The organism is Dyadobacter sp. HNCC25DJ185 (genome assembly GCF_056895195.1).
The window spans coordinates 384,166-398,656 of the sequence record NZ_JBXHAR010000001.1 but is presented as its reverse complement, the minus strand read 5'-3'; the positions used below and the strand labels follow the sequence as shown (position 1 = coordinate 398,656).

Sequence of the window (14,491 nt, the reverse complement as noted above, 5' to 3'; positions counted from 1 at the left end):
TACTCAATTTATGTTATGAAAAAATACCACCTGTTTTTGTTAGCTTTCATTTTACCCCTTACCACACTAGGTCAAAAACAAGTCAATAAGCAAAGCGGTGCCTGGCTGGGATACTTTAACCAAACCAGGTTTTCCGATAAATGGGGCGTATGGCTGGACCTGCACGCACGGAGAACGGACTTTCTGGACCGATGGTCCACCCAGATCATCAGGCCGGGTGTTACCTACTATTGGAACGAACGCGTTCGTCTCACGGCAGGCTATGCATTTGCAAGAAGCTTTCCTGCACCCGGCCTGCACACGGTAAGGCCCGAAAACAGGTTATGGCAACAAGTGCTTTGGACAAGCCAGCAAAAACGGCTCCAGACGCAGCAATGGATCAGGGTTGAAGAACGATTTAACCGGAAAATTGCCAATGACCAGCTTCAGGACGGTTACAATTTCAATTTTCGCTTCCGATACCTTCTAAACCTGATGGTGCCGCTGAACCGTGATTTCATCGAGCCCAATACGTTATTTTTCGCATTTAACGACGAAATCCATATCAACGCAGGCAAGGAAATCACCTATAACGTTTTTGATCAGAACCGGCTTTTTGTCGGACTCGGATACCAATTCACAAAAGAGCTGAATGTCCAGGTGGGCTATATGAACCAGTTTCAGCAACTGCCTTCCGGTAACCATTTTAACAGCAATAATATCCTGCGCGTTTTTGTATTTCATAACCTGGACATCCGCTCCAAGAAGTAGGCGGCGGTTCAGGCTGTTCCTATGATCGGTACCCTGTGGGATTTGTGTGGCCTATGCCGGACCTTCCGTCTGGCATAATTTTGGCATTCGTGCGGTCGTACTTATCGCCTATCTTTCAATATGGATCAAAAGGAAATATATCTGGTGGATGACTCGGCCGACCAACGGCTTCTGGTCAGAACTATTTTTAGGCAGTTCCTGCCCGATTACCATGTGAGGTCCTTTCAGGGAGGCAGCGAACTTTATCAGTTCCTGATTCTCCAGTCATCGCCTGAGTTCAGCGGCAACAGGCCTGCCCTGATCATGATGGACCTCAAAATGCCCGCGATAGATGGTTTGGAATTACTGAAGCTGATCAGGAAAACCCCGGATAATCATGTCACAAAATGGAGTACCCTTCCTGTACTGATCCTTACCCACAGTTCGGCGCCGGCGGATATCGAACAATGCTATGAAGCCGGCGCCAACTCCTTCATCATCAAGCCAGTGGAATCGGATGCTTTGCGGGAACTGCTCGAAACCATCTGCCGCTACTGGATCGATTATAACAGGTTGGTCGACCACTCTGCCATGGCAGGCACCGGAACGGACTTTCAGTCGGACTCATAGTTTCAGCCCAATAAGACGTCGGACGTTCGGTAGTTACCGTGTATCTCTTCGACGCAAACACCCCTATGACTGGGTTGGAAGTGTCATCAAACACCTGCATTGAATTTAGGCATAAGGCTATCCAATGCAGATACTACTTCCTCGGCAATAGGATAGGGTATGTGTTCATCGTACAATCGCCCATCGACATGTCTGATGATACTGTTACGGCTTTTCAAATGAGCAGGCACCGAGAAGGGTAAAATCCTGTGAGCCGATTTCCAGGGCGTATGCTGTGGATTTGTTTGCGCATATACCACCACCACAGGCGTTTGCATGGCTGCGGCAATATGGATCGTCGCCGTATTGACCGAGACGACACAACACGCTTTGTCAATCAGGGCGGCGAACTCACCGACCGAAAACATTCCCGCGACAGAAACCGCATGCGCTCCGATCCCCCGGGCAATTGTTTCCGCCAGTTCTCTTTCTGGCTCAGATCCGGTGACCAGTATATCCATTTGGTATTTTTCTGCAACCAGCCTGCCGGCCCTGATCCAATAATCTACGGGATACTCTCTTTTCGCCTCCGAGACGCCGGGATGAAAAATAATGCGGGGCCGGCCGGTATCTGTCACGAAGGCCGAAAGTTTCTGTTGGCATGACGCCCGTTCGGCAACGCCAATATGAAGTAACAGACGGTCGTCCATGACGTTTGCCCCGAGATGGCCAACAAGGTCCAGATCACGCCGAACTTGGTGCAATATACGTTCGTAAGGCTCGGAGTCGGGTATCCAATCGGTGAGCAGTTGATAGGGGTTTTCCCGCGCATAGGCCACCCGCACGGGAATCCCCGCCAGGTATGCGAGCATGGCCGCAGGAAGTGAGCTCTGGCTGTAAACGGTAAAAATAACCGCCGCATCGAATTTTCGGTCCTTAATTTCATCCACCAGCGACAGCAAAGCCTCCTTGTCAGATCCCACACTCTGAACCCATGGCGCATTGAACGGAACCGTATCGTCGATTTGATCGAGATAAGGCGCGACCAGTGAGCCTGCCTTGGAAGTGAGCAGGGTAATACGGCTTCCAAACGATTCCTTGATAGCGCGGATGGCTGGAGATGCCATGATCACATCCCCCATATTGTCTGCCCGTACGCATAACACATTTTTAAAAGGCTGGTCAGGCATCGGCGATTACGGTCTTAGTGGTTATATAATCTGCTGCGTCCCGAAAATCGCGTGTTGTATATTCCGGTTCACGGTGCAGGCCCTTCACCCATTCCGTTTCGTTCCCGTTGTCGATCAGGACGGTGCTGCATCCGGCACGGTTTCCGGCTTCCACGTCGTTCAGGATGTCACCTATCATCCAGGATTGGGCGAGATCAATATGCAGCTCCCGGGCAGCACAGACGAGGAGCCCAGGCTCCGGTTTCCGGCACCCGCAGGAAACGATACCGTCGGGCGGTGCATGCGGACAGTAATAGAATCCCGAGAGTTCCAGGTCGTTTTCCCGAAACATTTCAATGAAATAGGCAATAAGCCGATCGAATTCATCCTGGGAAAACTTGCCCATTTCCAGACCGGGCTGATTGGAAATGATCACCAGCTTGTAACCGTCTGCCTGCAATGTCCTGAGCCCCTCAAAAATGTCATCTTCAAATACAACTTGCCTGGGATCAACATTATAGGGTACATCTTTGATGAGTGTGCCGTCCTTGTCCAGAAATACGGCTTTGGTAGTCGGGTACTCAGGATACAGCATAGGTGATCGCATTTAGACCGGGTTGTTTGAATAACTTCTGTTCCGACTTTTTAATGTGCAGCAGGTACACCGGCTGTGTCCGGCCGCGACCCGCGATCTTCGCATACAGCTGATGCGCTTTCTGGGCAACATATCCCCAGGTGAAGTTTTCGTTGACGCGCTTTAATGCATTCTGGCACAAACGACGATACGTATCCGGGCACGAAACGCCTTCCCTCAATGCGTCCGCAAGTGCCTGCGGATCATTAGGCGGCACCAGAAAGCCTGTTTTTCCATGCTGGACCGTGTACTTAATTCCTCCCACGTCGGAGCCAATCACTGGAGTGCCGCAGGCCATCGCTTCCAGGGGGGTGATACCAAATGGTTCGTACCAGGGTGTCGAAATAAAGAAATCCGCCGCCTGATAGTAATACCTTAGCTGCTGCCGGTTTTTGCGACCCGTAAAAGCTACGGCGGCAGATACGTCTTCCATTTCAGCTACTTCTTTCAGGCGCCGGAGTTCGGCATCCTTTGTAAAATCGGGCTTTTCGTCGGGTCCGCCTACAATCAAAAGCTTAATCTTCGGAATATTTTTGAGGAGACCCATCGCACGGATCACATTGTCAATACCCTTTCTGGGCACCACCCTGCCCAACTGTAATAATACCACCTCATCCGTTTTCAATCCAAGCCTTTGTCTGGCTTTTGCCTTGGAGTAAGGGTAAAACTCTTCCGGGCTGAACCCGCACGGGATAATCGTAATACGCGAGGGTATGGCCTGGTAATGATCGACAAGATCCTGCTTGTCCTGCGGACATTCAGCCACGATGTAGTCGGCATCATGCACGAGCATTTGTTCAATGTCCAACCGCTCTGAAGGAAACGCGTCCCTTTCTTTCTGATGGATCATGCGGATCCTGCCCAATGCGTGAAATGTGATCACGTAAGGAATGCCCAATCGCCTTTTTATCCGCGATGCGACCAGTCCCGACATAAAAAAATTGGCGTGGACCAGTTCATATCCCGGTTTGTTTGTTTCTATAAAACGGATCATGCCTGCGGTAAAATCATCCATGTAGCCCAGCAATGCCTCCTTCGGAACTTCACTCGCCGGACCGGCGTCTACATGGATGACCCGAATATCGGGCAACCAGCCAACCACCTGCGGCAGGTTTGCATCATCGCGTCTTGTGAAAATATCGATCACATAGCCCAGTTTCGACAGCGATTTACATATTTCGGCCACATATACGTTCTGACCTCCACTATCCACTCCACCCAGGACCGCCAGAGGCGATGCGTGCTCACTGATAAATGCTATTCTCCGTTTCATGCTTAGGGAAGTTTAGTTGGACCGTTTCTCTGAAAATAGTTTCCCAATCGTGGGTAAAGCGCTCGATACCAAACTTTTCCAATGCTAGCTGCCTTGCGTTTTCACCCACACGCGCCGCCTTGGCAGGGTCGGCGATCAAGGTATTCATGTTTGCAATCAGCTTCCCGATATCTGTGTCAATAAAGCCCGACTCACCGTCTTTGATGACTGTGACATACTCGGTAGTCGCCAGCGCAACGATCGGCATGCCGGCCATCATCGCCTCGCAGACAGCGAGGCCGAAACTGGTGTACCGGATTGGATTAAAGAAAAACCGGTAATGGCTGATGAATCCGGGCAGTTGCGGGTTCAGTACCTCTCCCAACCCTCCCGACTCCGAAGTCCCCATGCCGATCAGGTCCAGCGGCACGTGCTTTCTCACTTGCTCGAAAACATCCCAGCCGGTAATCCGGCCACGCTGTTCGATGTGATTGATCACTACAATACCGCGCGGGATGTCGCCCTGGTACACGACGGGAGGTATGCAAACGCCATGTTCGATGACACGCACTCTTGGGATTCCGCCATTGTCCCACATCAGCTTGTTGAAATGCGTTACATGCACCATGGTTACGTTCGGGTCGGTCATCACGTGACGGGTATTGGTCGGATGTTTTTCGGGCGTGTTGTGCTCTACGTATATCCTGGGGAGCTGCTTTTGCCAGTCGGCCAGCAATTCATGCTGATCGGTCAGGAAATTTCGCTCCGATTGAAACAGGATGCAGTCAAATTGCATGTTCCTGATTTCTCCCGCAGGAACTTCGATCACATTGGGCCCAAACGGGAAGGTCTCTCCCCTACCGTAGTAGCCTTCTGTTTTTTGATGATTGACCGGGATAAAAATATCATAGGCACCTTGTGAGAGGTAATACAGATAACTTCCGTGAATATGCCATGTGAAGATTTTAAGCCGTCGGTTCTCGATATTGATTTCATTCATAATGACTGCGTTTTCGCTTTGAACAGAACGCCGCTTGTAAAAAACAGTGCCACTCCACACAAAACGCTTCCCTAATTATCAAAGAGTTAGGAGAAGAGCCAATAGAATGCGCGGAACTGTTCAAAACGCGACGTATAAACCTTTTGTCAACTGACAGCGGTACATGCAATAATATCCCCACTTCTCTCTGGCACTATCCTTGTGCAACAAAGCCTGCATTTTAAACACGACACATCGCTTATGTATATTCTGGGAATCAATGCAGCATTTCACGACACCGCTGCGGCACTCGTAAAAGACGGGAGGATCATTGCAGCCGCCGAAGAAGAACGGTTTACCCATATCAAGCACGGCAAACGTCCGGTGCCGTTTTCTACCTGGGAACTGCCTTTTCACGCCATCGACTATTGCCTCAAAACGGCGGGCATCACGTTGAAGGAGGTCGACCGTATCGCCTATTCGTTTGATCCGGATGGTGTCTGCGAAGCTTCCGTATACGAAGACGACCTGCTTTCGGGCACCGGCGTGCAGGAAGTGGCCGATGTTTATAATGGCTGGGATACTTTATTTTTGAATTATATCCGGAAAGCCCCCGAGCAACTTCGCGACGGTTACCCGCACCACCTGCAAAAACGCTTCGCCGATCCGGGCGACTTAAATCGGAAATGGACTTTCGTAAATCACCATATCGCCCATGCCGCAAGTGCATTTTTCCCTTCACCGTTCGAACATGCCGCGGTACTTACACTCGACGGAAGGGGCGAAAAGCAACGACAGGTTATTTTATTGGCCATGGCAATGCGCTCGTCCCGTTAACAACCGTCGACATGCCCCACTCTCTCGGCATGCTGTATGAAAAAATGACGACGTACCTGGGCTTTTTGCATTCCTCCGATGAATATAAAGTCATGGCGCTGGCTTCTTATGGCAAGCCTGTGTACCTGGAAGACTTCCTGTCTGTGATCCAGGTCGGCGAGGATGGCCATTATACGATCGACGAGTTCGACCCCGAACATTGGTGGGGGCCCGGGCGGAAAAAAGAAGACCCGTTTGAACAGTTGCACCACGACATTGCCCATTCCCTTCAGAAAGCTTTGGAAGAGACGGTTTTAAAACTGGTAACCTGGCTTTATGATCAGACCAACACCGAGAATCTGTGCATGGCCGGAGGTGTCGCCCTCAACTGTGTGATGAACGCGGTGATTCGCGACCAAGGCCCTTTCAAAAACGTTTGGGTTCAGCCAGCCGCTGGCGATGCGGGGACTGCGCTCGGTGCGGCGCAGTGGCTCGATGTGGCGTTGAATGCTCAAAAGGATACCCGGTATACTTCCGAAATGAACCATGTGTATTGGGGGCCGGAGTACTCCGACGAAGAGATCGAGCAGTTTATGATCTGGGCCAAAACGCCTTATAGACGGCTGGACAACATTGCCAAAGAAACAGCATCCATACTGGCTCAGGACAAGGTGATTGCCTGGTACCAGGGCAGGATGGAGTTTGGCCCGCGTTCCCTGGGAAGCCGTTCTATACTCGCCTCGCCGATCCACCCGGATATGCAGGCCAGGCTCAATGACATTAAAGACCGGGAAGATTTCAGGCCGGTGGCACCGGTTGTGCTGGAAGAAGATGCGCCCGAATGGTTCGTAGACGCCACTGTTTCTCCTTTTATGCTTTTTGTGTATCCGGTAAAAGGCGATAAGGCCGACAGCATCCCCGCTGTGAGGCATACAGACGGGACTGCCCGCGTTCAAACCATCAATCCGCAGCAGCACCCCCTCTATTATGAGCTCATCCGTGAATTCAAGGCACTTACTGGCGTGCCGGTGCTGGTGAATACCTCCTTCAACACGCGCGGCGAACCCATTGTGTGCACCCCGCGCGATGCCATCGAATGTTTCTGGACTTCTCCTTTCGATGCCCTGATCATCAACTCATTTATCCTGGAAAAATAATGGTCACGAATATCAGCGTAGTCATTCCGACCTACCGTCGCCCTGCGCTTTTGCAAAAATGCCTGGATGCGCTGATCCGGCAAAACAGCTCCGCCTGCTCATTTGAAGTGATTGTGGTGTCCGACGGTCCTGATCCTGCCACCAGTTCGCTGATTGACCGGCTGCGAGAAGCTAATCCCGGCTTCGCCATTTGTTTCCATACCCTGGGAGAAAAACGCGGGCCGGCCACCGCCAGAAATTATGGGTGGAAGCAAAGCAACGGAGAGCTGATCGTGTTTACAGACGACGATTGTCTCCCGTCCCCTGGCTGGCTGGAAGCGTATTGGCGCGGTTATCAGGCAGTGGGACTGCCTCTGGTCGCTTTCACCGGACCTGTAGATGTTCCCATCCCCGCACGACCAACCGACTACGAAAAAAACATTGCCCACCTTTCTACCGCCGAATTCATTACCGCCAATTGCGCTGCAACTCGGGAAGCATTGGAAAAAGTGAACGGGTTTGATGAGGATTTCCCGGTCGCCTGGCGGGAAGATTCCGATCTGCAATTCCAGCTGCTCGAAAAAATGGTGCGGATTGTCCGGGTTCCCAAAGCATTGGTATGCCACCCGGTGCGAACGACATCCTGGGGCTCCAGTATCCGTGACCAGCAGAAGAGCATGTTCAATGCGCTGCTGTTCAAAAAACACCCTCATCTATATCGGAAACACATTGCAAACGGCCCGGTTTGGAATTACTATGCGATCCTATTGGCAAGCATCATGGCAATACTTGCATTTGTCTTTCAAATCCCGCTCCTGGGAGGGATTGCTTCGGCGGGCTGGCTTTGGGCCGTTGCCGGTTTTACGATCAGACGTTTACGAGGCACCAATCGCTCATTTTCACACCGCCTGGAAATGGCGGTCACATCTGTGCTGATACCCTATCTTTCAATCTACTGGACCCTGCGCGGGGCAATGCGTTATAAGGTATTTTTCCTATGAAATTTCCAGCCGCTTCCACAAAAAAAATTGCCGTTTTCAGGGCATTGCAACTCGGGGATATGCTTTGTGCCGTACCTGCCCTGCGGGCATTGCGGTATAGCTATCCGGAAGCAGAAATCACGTTGCTGGGTTTACCCTGGGCAGCTTCATTTTCTGAAAGGTTTTCAAAGTATATCGACCGTTTCATACATTTCCCGGGGTTCGCAGGTCTGCCCGAACAGCCCTTTAACGAAGCTGCCTGGAAAGATTTCGAAGCTCAGATGCAGGCAGAACGATTTGACCTCATCCTCCAGATGCAGGGAAACGGCAACATTGTCAACGACATGCTGGAAAATCTGCAAGCTGGTCGGGTAGCTGGTTTTCACAGCGCCGGAAATCACAGGGGTGGTAATTATTTTCTGGAATATCCGACTGGTATTTCTGAGATCGAGCGGCATTTGCGCATGCTCGGAAACCTGGGTATCCCGTCTCAGGGAACCGCCCTGGAGTTCCCGGTCAGCGAATCGGAAGTGCGGAATCTGCGTTCGTCGATCCCGATGTTGCCAACGGAACGTTATGTATGTGTACATCCGGGTAGTCGGGGGGCCTGGCGGCAGTGGCCGCCCTCCCATTTCGCCAGCCTTGCCGATACATGCACAGAAAACGGTTACGAGGTGATTGTCACGGGAACAAAAGACGAAGCCGGCATCACCTCGCAAGTCGTTGAACTGATGAGCTCTCCCGCTCTTGACCTCACCGGCCAGACAGGCCTCGGGGAAATGGGGCAGCTGATCAAAGACTCAGCGCTGCTCATCAGTAACTGCACCGGTGTTTCCCACATTGCGGCCGCCACGCGAACCCCAAGCATTGTGATCAGTATGGACGGCGAGCCCGAACGCTGGGGACCTTTGGATACAACCCTTCACAAAACCATCGACTGGACGAAAAATCCCGGTTTTGATTTTGTGCTCGCTTCCCTGAAAACACTCCTTTAAAGTGACATCCCCGAGGTTCATGCCGATAGGGATGGCACTTCCAGCTCACTTACCTTCTGCATAACAAAAGCGGCAGCCAGCCCGCCGAGGAGATACCAGGCAACGGTCATCAGCTTGGTTTCGGTCGTTTTGGTAACCGGCTTGTCGCTAAGACCAAGTTTTTGGGTAAGCCCCACTGCCCCCAGTCCGGCAAAAAGCCCGTAACCGGCCCCGCGTAGCATCAAATGCTCTTTCGGGCCTTTCCCGATCATGGCGTAATACATGGTGTTGCTTGCAATATCGGCCGCCAGGGTTGTGCCGAACAATGCATTTCCCTTGGGCGCCGGCACGCCAACAGCGTTCAATGACTTAGTCAGCGCTTCTTCGCCGATCAGGTCGATCCGCGGCGCTTTATGCGAAAATCTTTTTGCAGTTTCATGAATAAGGTTGAGTACCACTGCACCGGCCAGTCCGCCTGCGAGGCTTTTGATTTCAGGTTTCATATCTTTTCAAATGTTGATGGTCGTTTAAATGCCGTTAAAAACTGTTCCAAAAGCCCGATGCCCACTCCATAGTTGTAGAAACTGATCTTCCTGGCATAGCCTAATAGATTGCGGCACAATATTTTAAAAATTGATTCGCAACATTTTAGAACCTATGACAGAAATAAATAACCTTGACCCCGTGACGATCCACGCTGCACGGCTTGGGAATGTGGAGGTGCTGCAAGAGCTCATTGCCCGAAATGCAGACCTGAATGCCAGAGATGAAAAAGGATATACCCCACTCATCGTGGCCTGCTACAATAACCGCCTGGAGGCGGCAGAGATGCTGCTCCGCGCAGGGGCAGATGTAAATGGAAGCGATTCTGGAGGAAATACTGCGCTCATGGGGGTTTGCTTTAAAGGGTACACCGACATCGCAACGCTGCTCATAGCGCATGGCGCAAACCTCGACCAGCAGCATGGCAACGGGGGAACTGCCCTGATGTTCGCGGCGATGTTCGGCCGAAATGATATTTTAAAGCTTCTGCTCGCTCACGGCGCAGACAGGCACATTGTCGATCAACGCGGCTTTTCGGCAACCGAACATGCACTGCAGCAGGGAAATGAAAGCGCGGTGACCATGCTGCAATCCTGATACAAAAAACTACCCGCACAGTTGGTGCGGGTAGTTTTGCAATAGATACATTCCTGTTTTACTTATGCAGGGACTTTTCTCGGTTTCTCTCTTTCCCAGAAACGGTGCATACCGATCGCCTTAATGAACTGGGTGGCCAGCTTTTGGAGGTCAGAGCCGATCACAACCCCTTCTGTCAGGACGCTTTCATCTGATGAATCGGCCGGAAGCTTACCTGCAAAGTTGGTTGCCTCCAACACCTGAATAGCACCTGCATCTGCCGCAATGGCCTTACAATGCCGGAATGCCTCGTTCAGAAAATGGATCGCATCGGGTTCCGCCGCGATAGTGGCCGCACTGGTAACGCCAGACGGCACATACACTGCATCGTAAAGTACCGACGCGGCAGTCAGCAGACTGTGGTCTACCGGAATTTCCACATCATTTTCAGCCTGGATAAAGTTCTGCCTCGGCGCCACGATTTCCACAACGGCACCGGCATCTTCCAATGCCTTGCGCACTACTTTCAACGATTGTTCGTCGACACCGTCAGCCGCCAGGAAAGCGATTTTGCGGGTTTTGATCGTATCCTTGATCGTATTGGCCATGCTGAGCGCTTCAGAACGCAAAAGCGAGCTCTCTACCATTGCCGAATCGTAATCCGCAGGATCGGCGTCGGCTGGCATACTGTGGTTAACAGGTAATGCAGGATCCGGAGGAACGGGCATCCGCAGCGCGTAGCCTACAGCGGCAGCAAGGTCCTTGTCGACCAGCGACAGGATACCCAGCATACGTTCGCGGATCGTCCTGTCATTCACCTTGCCCAGCTCGAAGCTGAAAGCATCGATCATATGGCTCTTTTCGGGGTCCGACTGGCTGTTGAAAAACAGCCGTGCCTGACTAAAATGGTCGAAGAAACTTTTACTTCTCGCCCGCACCTTTCTGGCATCTACACGCTCCGGATAACTCGTAAAGCCTCCTTCCGACGCCTTTGCCTGCGCAGGATCATTGGCCCCGATCGTATTCGGCCCATAGCTGGTTTTTCCTTTATTGATCTGCTGCCGCATAAAACCATCGCGCTGGTTGTTATGTACGGGAACAATCGGGCGATTGATCGGTATTTCCTGAAAATTGGGGCCGCCAAGTCTGGTAAGTTGTGTATCGGTATATGAAAACAGCCTTCCTTGCAGCAACGGATCATTTGTGAAGTCGATTCCGGGGACAATGTGCCCCAGGTGGAAAGCGATCTGCTCTGTTTCTGCAAAGAAATTGGATGGGTTCCTGTTCAGTGTCAGCTTACCGATGCGTTGTACCGGAACCAGTTCCTCCGGAATAATCTTGGTCGGGTCGAGGAGGTCGAACTCGAATTTAAATTCGTCGGCTTCGGGCACAATTTGCACACCCAGTTCCCATTCCGGGTAATTTCCGGCCTCGATCGCATCCCACAAATCGCGTCTGTGAAAATCGGGGTCCTTGCCCGAAATTTTCTGCGCTTCGTCCCAGGCAACCGAATGAACACCCAGTAAAGGTTTCCAATGGAATTTGACAAAATTCGCCACACCCTCCGCATTTACAAAACGGAACGTATGCACGCCAAAACCTTCCATCATGCGGTAACTACGCGGAATGGCACGGTCGCTCATTGCCCACATGATCATATGGGCTGATTCGGGCATGATCGAGATAAAGTCCCAGAACGTATCATGCGCCGATGCAGCCTGCGGAATCTCATTGTCAGGCTCTGGCTTCACCGCGTGGATCAGATCGGGAAATTTGATCGCGTCCTGGATAAAAAAGACAGGCATGTTATTGCCAACCAAGTCGAAATTCCCCTCACGAGTATAAAAACGGGTAGCAAAGCCGCGCACATCCCGGGCCAGATCAGACGAGCCGCGTGATCCGGCAACCGTCGAAAACCTCACGAAAACAGGCGTTTCCAGAGAAGGATCAGACAGGAACTCCGCCCTGGTCACCGAGGCCATAGACTCGTAGACCTTAAAGACACCATGCGCTCCCGCCCCGCGGGCGTGCACCACGCGTTCGGGAATCCGTTCGTGGTCAAAATGGGTGATCTTTTCCCTTAGAATAAAATCTTCGAGCAGCGAAGCCCCCCTCTCGCCAGCTTTCAGCGAATTTTGATCGTCATTGACCTTCAGTCCGGTATTCGTGGTCATCATCTGACCGGAAGGATGCTCGGAATGCTGTTCCAGTGACCTGGTTTTCTCATTTTCCGGCTGCTCCGGCTTATTCATTTGTTCATTCTCCATTTTTTTCAAGTTTAGTCCATGATGAAGTTGAGATGTTACATGGTGGTGCCTCCCGAACAATATCCGTACCAGCAGAATCGGCAAGCGGTTTCAATATTTAGAGGATCATTATCCCATGTCGCGCCTCATTTTGTGGAATGCATGGCCCCAGACGCCGGCACTATCATGGAGGTGTCGGGACCCGATTTCTGATGCCCCGGAAACCTCCCTGAACCGACGGCAAGGGATCTCCTAACGTCGCGAATTGCTATGCATTCGATAAAATAAAAATAGCAGGCGGCTTAGCCATGAAAACATTCCGGCGACTTGTCGGCATGATCGGGTAAATGGAATGTTCGAGCCGCTTATAAAATTAAAACATGAGATACTACCTTTTGCTCCTTTTGCTCTCGCTCGCCGGCCTGACCGCATGTCGGAAGAAAAGCGAAGATCAGCGACCGAATATCATCTTTATTGTGGGTGACGACATCAGCGCCGACGACATCGGTATTTACGGTAACAGGGCAATCCGCACGCCAAATATGGATGGGCTGGCAAAAAAAGGGCTGAAATTTGACCATTTTTTTCTGACTGCAAGTTCGTGCAGTCCAAGCCGGACCAGTATTCTTACAGGCCGTTACCCGCACAACACCGGCGCGGCGGAGCTGCATACCCGCTTCCGAAGCATTTGTCGTATTTCCCCGAGTTACTTAAACAAAGCGGATATTATTCCTTACTGGCCGGAAAATGGCATGAGGGAGAAAATTCACGCCGCGCCTACGACACGCTTCTGTCCGACAAGAAAATCAATGGGGAGGGTGGTGAAAACCAATGGGTCGGCTTGCTGAAAGCGAGACCGGCAGGAAAACCTTTTTTCTTCTGGCTTGCCCCCTATGATGCGCACCGGGAATGGTCTTCGAACGACCAGTTTGATAAACCCTACCGGCCGGAAGAAGTGATCGTGCCGCCCTCACTGGTCGATACACGGGAAACGCGGCAGGACCTTGCCTACTATTATAATGAAATCTCACGCATAGACCATTACATTGGTGAGCTGGAAAAGGAACTGGAGAGGCAGGGCATTGCAGACAATACCATCATCATCTTCACAGCCGATAACGCTCGACCCTTTCCCGGCGCTAAAACACGGCTGCTGGACCGCGGACTTCGAGCCCCGTTTGTGATCAAATGGCCGAAGGGAATGCCCAAAACGGGCGTCAGCGTCCCCGGACTGGTGAGCAGTATTGACATCGCCCCCACCCTTCTGGAACTCGCAGGCGCGGGACCAGCCGAAAGCATACAGGGCGTGAGTTTTGCAAAACTATTACATGACCCTGCCGCTCCATTCCGCAACCACGTTTTTGGGGAACACAACTGGCATGACTACGAAGCGCTGGAAAGATCTGTCCGAACCAAAGATTTCCTTTACCTCACAAACGGCCGCCCCTTACTGACCAACGAGGGCCCTATCGATGCCAATCAAAGTCCTTCCGCCAAGGCACTCAAAAAGGCAAAAGCCAACGGGACCATCACGGCTTACCAGGACGAAATATTTATTTTGCCCCGCCCCGCGGAAGAATTTTTCGACAATCAGAAAGACCCCCTGCAGGAACATAACCTCATCCAAAGCCCGGCATACGCAAATCAGGTGGCCGTTTTAAGGAAAGTCATGAGGCAATGGCAGGCAGAAACCGGCGACACAGCGCCCAAAGAACTCACGCCTGATTGGTATAGCCGCGCAAATGGCACAGCATTGCCTGCAAAAGGCACACGCGGAGAAATGCCAGGTACGGCCGCAGATGCAGATCGAAAAAACGACAAAGGCCCATTTTAAGCTTACCTGACTTT

Annotated in this window: 13 protein-coding genes and 2 pseudogenes; 9 read left to right on the top strand and 6 right to left on the bottom strand. The window is 51.7% G+C overall.

Annotation, left to right across the window (positions count from 1 at the left end; translation table 11 throughout):
* The first annotated feature begins 15 nt into the window (after positions 1-15).
* Positions 16-750, top strand: a complete 735-nt coding sequence (locus AC1XUF_RS01580) for a DUF2490 domain-containing protein (RefSeq protein ID WP_483339837.1) — start codon at positions 16-18, stop codon at positions 748-750.
* Positions 751-870: 120 nt separating this feature from the next.
* Positions 871-1,359: a response regulator gene (locus tag AC1XUF_RS01575; protein ID WP_483339836.1), complete on the top strand. Its 489-nt coding sequence runs from the start codon at positions 871-873 to the stop codon at positions 1,357-1,359.
* Between the two features lie 86 nt (positions 1,360-1,445).
* On the opposite strand, the gene AC1XUF_RS01570 is transcribed toward AC1XUF_RS01575, so the two are convergent.
* From AC1XUF_RS01570 to AC1XUF_RS01555, 4 genes are read right to left on the bottom strand one after another with little or no spacing between them, the layout of a single operon-like run.
* Positions 1,446-2,528 (bottom strand): glycosyltransferase family 9 protein, encoded by a 1,083-nt coding sequence (locus AC1XUF_RS01570; RefSeq protein WP_483339835.1) that lies wholly within the window; start codon positions 2,526-2,528, stop codon positions 1,446-1,448.
* The gene (locus AC1XUF_RS01565; RefSeq protein WP_483339834.1) at positions 2,521-3,114 is read right to left on the bottom strand and encodes a D-glycero-alpha-D-manno-heptose-1,7-bisphosphate 7-phosphatase; all 594 of its coding nucleotides are present in this window, start codon (positions 3,112-3,114) and stop codon (positions 2,521-2,523) included. The genes AC1XUF_RS01570 and AC1XUF_RS01565 overlap by 8 nt, the downstream gene beginning before the upstream one ends.
* The gene (locus AC1XUF_RS01560) at positions 3,089-4,414 is read right to left on the bottom strand and encodes a glycosyltransferase family 4 protein (RefSeq protein WP_483339833.1); all 1,326 of its coding nucleotides are present in this window, start codon (positions 4,412-4,414) and stop codon (positions 3,089-3,091) included. Before AC1XUF_RS01560 ends, AC1XUF_RS01565 begins: the two co-directional genes overlap by 26 nt.
* The gene (locus tag AC1XUF_RS01555) at positions 4,386-5,393 is read right to left on the bottom strand and encodes a glycosyltransferase family 4 protein (protein WP_483339832.1); all 1,008 of its coding nucleotides are present in this window, start codon (positions 5,391-5,393) and stop codon (positions 4,386-4,388) included. The genes AC1XUF_RS01560 and AC1XUF_RS01555 overlap by 29 nt, the downstream gene beginning before the upstream one ends.
* A gap of 240 nt (positions 5,394-5,633) precedes the next feature.
* Between AC1XUF_RS01555 and AC1XUF_RS01550 the strand changes: the two are divergent.
* From AC1XUF_RS01550 to AC1XUF_RS01535, 4 genes and pseudogenes are all read left to right on the top strand, one after another.
* Positions 5,634-6,613 (top strand): annotated as a pseudogene (locus tag AC1XUF_RS01550) (carbamoyltransferase N-terminal domain-containing protein); the annotation flags it as partial.
* A 114-nt stretch (positions 6,614-6,727) separates the two neighbouring features.
* Positions 6,728-7,345, top strand: a complete 618-nt coding sequence (locus tag AC1XUF_RS01545; RefSeq protein ID WP_483340631.1) for a carbamoyltransferase C-terminal domain-containing protein — start codon at positions 6,728-6,730, stop codon at positions 7,343-7,345.
* Positions 7,345-8,325 carry a glycosyltransferase family 2 protein gene (locus AC1XUF_RS01540; RefSeq protein ID WP_483339831.1) on the top strand — a complete coding sequence of 327 codons (981 nt, stop codon included), beginning with the start codon at positions 7,345-7,347 and terminating at the stop codon, positions 8,323-8,325. The genes AC1XUF_RS01545 and AC1XUF_RS01540 overlap by 1 nt, the downstream gene beginning before the upstream one ends.
* Positions 8,322-9,299, top strand: coding sequence for a glycosyltransferase family 9 protein (locus AC1XUF_RS01535; protein ID WP_483339830.1), 978 nt, complete (start codon positions 8,322-8,324; stop codon positions 9,297-9,299). Before AC1XUF_RS01540 ends, AC1XUF_RS01535 begins: the two co-directional genes overlap by 4 nt.
* Positions 9,300-9,316: 17 nt before the next feature.
* On the opposite strand, the gene AC1XUF_RS01530 is transcribed toward AC1XUF_RS01535, so the two are convergent.
* Complete coding sequence (locus AC1XUF_RS01530) at positions 9,317-9,781, bottom strand: hypothetical protein (protein ID WP_483339829.1); 465 nt, start codon at positions 9,779-9,781, stop codon at positions 9,317-9,319.
* A 154-nt stretch (positions 9,782-9,935) separates the two neighbouring features.
* On the opposite strand from AC1XUF_RS01530, the gene AC1XUF_RS01525 reads away from it, so the two are divergent.
* Positions 9,936-10,418 carry an ankyrin repeat domain-containing protein gene (locus tag AC1XUF_RS01525; RefSeq protein WP_483339828.1) on the top strand — a complete coding sequence of 161 codons (483 nt, stop codon included), beginning with the start codon at positions 9,936-9,938 and terminating at the stop codon, positions 10,416-10,418.
* A 62-nt stretch (positions 10,419-10,480) separates the two neighbouring features.
* Here the strand turns inward: AC1XUF_RS01525 and AC1XUF_RS01520 are convergent, their stop codons facing one another.
* Positions 10,481-12,664, bottom strand: coding sequence for a catalase (locus tag AC1XUF_RS01520; RefSeq protein WP_483339827.1), 2,184 nt, complete (start codon positions 12,662-12,664; stop codon positions 10,481-10,483).
* 359 nt (positions 12,665-13,023) lie between these two features.
* On the opposite strand from AC1XUF_RS01520, the pseudogene AC1XUF_RS01515 reads away from it, so the two are divergent.
* Positions 13,024-13,254: pseudogene (locus tag AC1XUF_RS01515) on the top strand (sulfatase-like hydrolase/transferase); the annotation flags it as partial.
* Positions 13,245-14,477, top strand: coding sequence for a sulfatase family protein (locus tag AC1XUF_RS01510; RefSeq protein WP_483339825.1), 1,233 nt, complete (start codon positions 13,245-13,247; stop codon positions 14,475-14,477). The pseudogene AC1XUF_RS01515 and the gene AC1XUF_RS01510, both read left to right, overlap by 10 nt.
* Positions 14,478-14,491 lie beyond the last annotated feature (14 nt).